Genomic DNA, 4257 nt, shown 5'->3' on the forward strand with positions numbered 1-4257 from the left:
GGTGGGGGACCCCGTCGCGTACGCGGGTGGCGTGCTGCCATGCGGACGCGGCGGGTCCTCTTCCGTACGCCCGCGGTGGTGTGTCGCCCGTACGACGGCTGCGGTGTTCTTTCCCGTGCCGGTGTCGGCCCCCAGTGGCCGCCCCCCGGCGAGCCGGCCCCGGGCCCGTCACGTACGGGCACGAGGCGGGCGGTCAGCTGCCCGGTCGGTCAGAGGGGGGGGAGGGGACGACTGGCGGAGCGGGTCACCCCGCGGTGTGCGCAACCGGCGGGGCAGGCGACCGGTGGGGCGGGCGACTGACGGAGCGGTCAACTGCCGCAGGGTGCGCAACCGGCGGCGTGCACGGGCGACCCGGCGACGGCGGCGGTGGCCTGACGGAGCGAACAACCCGCGGAGTACGCAACCTGCGGCCTGCACAGCCGGCAGAGCAGTCACCCCGCAGCCTGGTCACCCCGCAGCAGCCCGGTCACCCCGCGGAGCGCTGATACGTACCGGGTGTGATGCCGTACGTGCGCTTGAACCAGCGGTTGAAGTGCGCCTGGTCGGAGAAGCCGGCGGGCGCGGCGGGGGGCGGCCGGGCGCCCCCCCGGGGGGGGGGGGGGGGGGGGGGGGGCCGCCCCCCTCAGCCAGTGCATTGCTCAGGGAGTCGATGGCCTGGCGCTGGAGGCGGAGTCGGACGTGGCCGTAGACGCCGGTGGTGACGCCGATGTGGGCGTGGCCAGGAGTTCCTTGATGATGACGAGATCCACGCCTTGTTCCAGGAGCAGAGTTGCAGCGGACGCATGGTCTAACGGTTCCTGGAAGCAAAGTATTATCTGCTGGCGAGGTGACTCCGGTTCTGATTCGGAATTTCAGTGGTTGACGTGCGGTGTCTTCTGTGAATCGTGATGACTCTCGTCTCGGATGAAGGTGCCACAGTGGGCAGGAAAAGGGTTCGGGTCGTCAGGAATTCAGATGAGGCCAACGACTACAGGGTGATTGCGAGGCTGAGCTAGCTCAATGGTGAGTGACTCTCTCTACCGCGTAGAGGCCGAGCAGTTCAGTGCTCTCTTCATGCTGGGGGCGCGCGATGACAAGGAAACTGTTGAGAACCTTGATGCTGAACTAGAGCTCCCGGATGGGACGCGATGGAGTGCCACGTTCATGACGCTGCGGGCGATCGAGCAGGTGATGAATCGATGGCAGGAGACTGGGGAATGCGCCAGCGGTGCGTACTTCCAGTGTTCCGATCTCGTGATCATTCCGGAGGGCGGTCTGGCGGCGATTCTGGATTCCTTCAAGGGGATTATCGATTCAGGTGGGCCTGAAGGAGTTTTGCAACTCCTGAGTGACAACTGAATCGCCGTAGATGCTCCTGCGGAGCGAAACGGGATGCCCCTTTCCCGGGTGACGGAGAAAGGGGCATCCTGGGTTTTGACGGTGACGGCAACGTCAGCGGACGGCGGCTTTGGCGAAGGGCGGTTCGTCGTCGCTGTCGGGCTTGCAGATGATCTCGACGGGGTCGCGGGGAGCGACCCGAGGAGGTCGGTGGTGTCGCGCTGGAGGCGGAGCCGCACGTGGGCGTAGACGCCGGCGGTGACGCCGATGTGGGTGTGGCCTGGGGGGTTGTTTGAAGGCGTTGGGTTAGGCGTCTTGTGTCAGGTTGTGGGTGGTGGTCGTTCTGGTTGGTGGGTTCTCAGCCCTGGGTGAGCGCGGGCGACATCGTGCCGGGTATGCAGCTGCGGACGCTGGACGGTGCGACGGTACGGGGGCTTCCACCTGTCATTTCAGTGAGTTGCGGCCGACTCATGATCTGACGGTTTCTGGGGTGCATACATATTGTGTACTCGCAGGGGCCATTCCGGTCCTAGTTCACAACAGCAATTTCCCCACTGGTGGAGATTCGGTCTCGCCTTCTAGCCTGAAAAAGAAGCGAGTGGAGCATCTTCAGTCCAACGAAAACACTGAGGGGAGCCACGCGGTATTTGAACGGGGCGAGAATGGGCGAATAGCCCGCTATCAGACCTGGTTCGAGGAATCGCGCTCGCCGTCTGGATGGCGACTGGGCCCGAGGTTCCGGGGAACTGGTAAACCGCATAGCGGAGTGAATCCGCCTCTGTTCTATCCAAAGGGTGGCGGTTACGGAGAAAGCACCACTGGTGAAAATCTTCCTCTGGGGTACTGAGAATGGGTATTCATGAAGTCGTAGACGACGTTCTCGGAAGAAGTGTGGATGCTCGGTTCTCTGAATCGGCGAATCTCTACGTCGCTCTTTCTCTGGGGCGGCTCTTCTGGCCGGAGACCAAGCTGGTGAATGGATCTGTGTTCCTCGCGCTCAATGCGGGGGATATGGAAGAGATCGAGCGTCGGGTTATTGCACGCGGTGAATCTGGCCAAATGCCATGGAGTCAGTTCGTCGACAGCTTCAACACTTTCGAAATTCGGTATCTGTTTGCCGATTGGCCCGGAAGTTCAGAAGCTGTGGAGGGCGCCGAGTTGTGCCTCACACAGTTCCTGCTTGAAGCCTGGGCGGCCAAACTGAGATCAGATTTTCCTGATCGTAGGTTCAGTGTCGAACTCGACGGGGATATCGCATCCGATGGCCCGTGTATCTTGGTGCGACAAAGTCATGCGGTCCTGGATCGTTAGCCCGAATGGTGAGTGGGCCCCCTATGGAAAGCCTCAGGCGGGTTCGGAGTCGGTCGACGGTTACTCGGTACTAAAGTAATCCCATGGCAAATTGAAGCCCTGTCGGCCTCCGGTCGGCAGGGCTTCATGGGCTTCTGGCAACAACATTTAATCGCAACCCGAATCTCATGTGCGAGAGAGACGGGGCAAGGCATCCCCATCGAGGGAAGGCGAACAGCTGCAAGGGGTGGACGGTCGACCACTGCAATCCGGGGTCCAAGAAGGCCGACATCAAGATCAGGCTGGGTGAGGACTAATGGCAGAGGCAGGTTCGATAGTGATCGATCGCAACGGCTATCTGGGTGTCCGATCCCGTAGTGTAGCCACCTTCGATCTCGATGCCAGGTTCCCTGACCAGGTTTTCAGGGAGCGCGCTGGAGGCTCCTTGTTCTGTGAGTTCGACGTGGTCCTTGCTCCGGAAATCTGGCCCGTGCTCTGCATGATGGCCCGGTGGCACGGAGACGAACATATCGAGCTGCTAGTTCTCGAACCGGACTGTGATGGTTTCTATGTCCCCGAGGGGCTGGGATATCCGGCGGTGTCTCTGTCCGTCGAGGCCGGTGAGGACGACTACTGGGCTGCGATCGGCTTCGAGCCGGACGGCGACGCTTTGGGGTCGATCGGTATCTCGGCGAATGTTGTCGCGGTGACCGGAGTATCCGCAAAGTGGGGGTGTTGGGGCGAAAGGGGGCCTGAGGTGGCGGTATTCCAGGGGTTCCCCGACGAGGCCGCGCGCAGTGAATGGTGCGTTCGGTTTGGGCCCTTCCTAGGTGTGCCAGGCGCGTTGGAGTCGTACGTTCCGATAGCTTTCGGCGGGCGGCCTGTACCAGATACGTACGCCGTGGCCCTGACCGCCAACTATGGATCTCCGAGCGGTAGACGGCCGTAACGTCACGGGGTGGCCGACGGAGTCGAGCCGGCTCAGATGCTGAGCCCCGTACGACAGTACGCATGCAAAACTGAAGTCCCGTCAGGTGCGTCCTGGCGGGGCTTCAGTGCTGGGTGACGGCAGTAGTTGACAGCAACGTCAGTGGATGGTGACTTCGCGCAGCGGCGGGGCGTCACCGTCGTTGCGGATCGATTCGTCGTTGGTGGGACAGTCGAGGGTGGAGCGATGGGTGTTGATGGCTTCGTGTTGGAGGCGGAGTCCGACGTGGGTATGGCCTGGGAGTTGTTTAAACGTCAAACTAGGAAAGACCCCCGGTTAGTAGAATCCCTTCGAGATACTCCATGGACGGCCGTGAAATAAAAAGAGCACGTGCTCCGTTCGCCCCCAAGAGGTGACTACTCGGAGGTCTTTTTGTGTCCGCTGCGATCGCCCCTCGTCCCATGGGTTCGCGTGAGAGAGCCGTAGTTGAGGCGATTCTCGCCAGTGAGTTCCCTGGCGCAGTCGAACTGCGGGCTCAAGTTGACTTCGTGCAGGTGGTTGCAACATGGGGAATAGATTCTGCGAGTGTTGACCTGGTCGTGCTAGAAGGTCCTCCCCGGTCGCCGGGATTTTCGGGCGTGATTCCGGTGGACGCGACAGTTATGGACGAATCGGGTTCACTGTGTGGGGAAATTCTTCTCTGGGCTACCGATGGATATCTC

At 61.6% G+C, this 4257-nt stretch carries 6 protein-coding genes and 2 pseudogenes; 5 read left to right on the forward strand and 3 right to left on the reverse strand.

Going from position 1 to position 4257, the window contains the following annotated elements; genetic code table 11:
- Positions 1-466: 466 nt before the first annotated feature.
- Together AAHZ94_RS29430 and AAHZ94_RS29435 are read right to left on the reverse strand one after the other, a co-directional pair.
- Positions 467-550 (reverse strand): annotated as a pseudogene (locus AAHZ94_RS29430) (hypothetical protein); the annotation flags it as partial.
- A gap of 47 nt (positions 551-597) precedes the next feature.
- Positions 598-779: pseudogene (locus AAHZ94_RS29435) on the reverse strand (site-specific integrase); the annotation flags it as partial.
- A gap of 220 nt (positions 780-999) precedes the next feature.
- Between AAHZ94_RS29435 and AAHZ94_RS29440 the strand changes: the two are divergent.
- The 4 genes from AAHZ94_RS29440 (at position 1000) to AAHZ94_RS29455 (ending at position 3556) form a co-directional block, all read left to right on the forward strand.
- Complete coding sequence (locus AAHZ94_RS29440) at positions 1000-1338, forward strand: hypothetical protein (RefSeq protein WP_349996721.1); 339 nt, start codon at positions 1000-1002, stop codon at positions 1336-1338.
- Positions 1339-1915: 577 nt separating this feature from the next.
- On the forward strand, positions 1916-2164 hold the full coding sequence (locus tag AAHZ94_RS29445; protein WP_349996722.1) for a polymorphic toxin type 24 domain-containing protein: 249 nt from the start codon (positions 1916-1918) through the stop codon (positions 2162-2164).
- 2 nt (positions 2165-2166) lie between these two features.
- Positions 2167-2628, forward strand: a complete 462-nt coding sequence (locus tag AAHZ94_RS29450; protein ID WP_349996723.1) for a hypothetical protein — start codon at positions 2167-2169, stop codon at positions 2626-2628.
- A gap of 295 nt (positions 2629-2923) precedes the next feature.
- Complete coding sequence (locus AAHZ94_RS29455; protein ID WP_349996725.1) at positions 2924-3556, forward strand: hypothetical protein; 633 nt, start codon at positions 2924-2926, stop codon at positions 3554-3556.
- A gap of 138 nt (positions 3557-3694) precedes the next feature.
- On the opposite strand, the gene AAHZ94_RS29460 is transcribed toward AAHZ94_RS29455, so the two are convergent.
- Entirely contained in the window at positions 3695-3853 is a 159-nt protein-coding gene (locus tag AAHZ94_RS29460) for a hypothetical protein (protein WP_349996726.1), read from the reverse strand.
- A 143-nt stretch (positions 3854-3996) separates the two neighbouring features.
- Here AAHZ94_RS29460 and AAHZ94_RS29465 point away from each other — a divergent pair.
- Positions 3997-4257, forward strand: a 261-nt coding sequence (locus tag AAHZ94_RS29465; RefSeq protein ID WP_349996727.1) for a hypothetical protein, incomplete at its 3' end; no start/stop codon positions are given.

The sequence above is a fragment of the Streptomyces sp. HSW2009 genome, from assembly GCF_040240285.1.
Lineage (GTDB): Bacteria > Actinomycetota > Actinomycetes > Streptomycetales > Streptomycetaceae > Streptomyces.

What these genes read in the sequence shown, in the direction of transcription:
- AAHZ94_RS29440 (WP_349996721.1), top strand. Translation starts at nt 1,000, where the DNA reads ATGGTGAGTGACTCTCTCTACCGCGTAGAGGCCGAGCAGTTCAGTGCT.
- AAHZ94_RS29455 (WP_349996725.1), top strand. Translation starts at nt 2,924, where the DNA reads ATGGCAGAGGCAGGTTCGATAGTGATCGATCGCAACGGCTATCTGGGT.
- AAHZ94_RS29450 (WP_349996723.1), top strand. Translation starts at nt 2,167, where the DNA reads ATGGGTATTCATGAAGTCGTAGACGACGTTCTCGGAAGAAGTGTGGAT.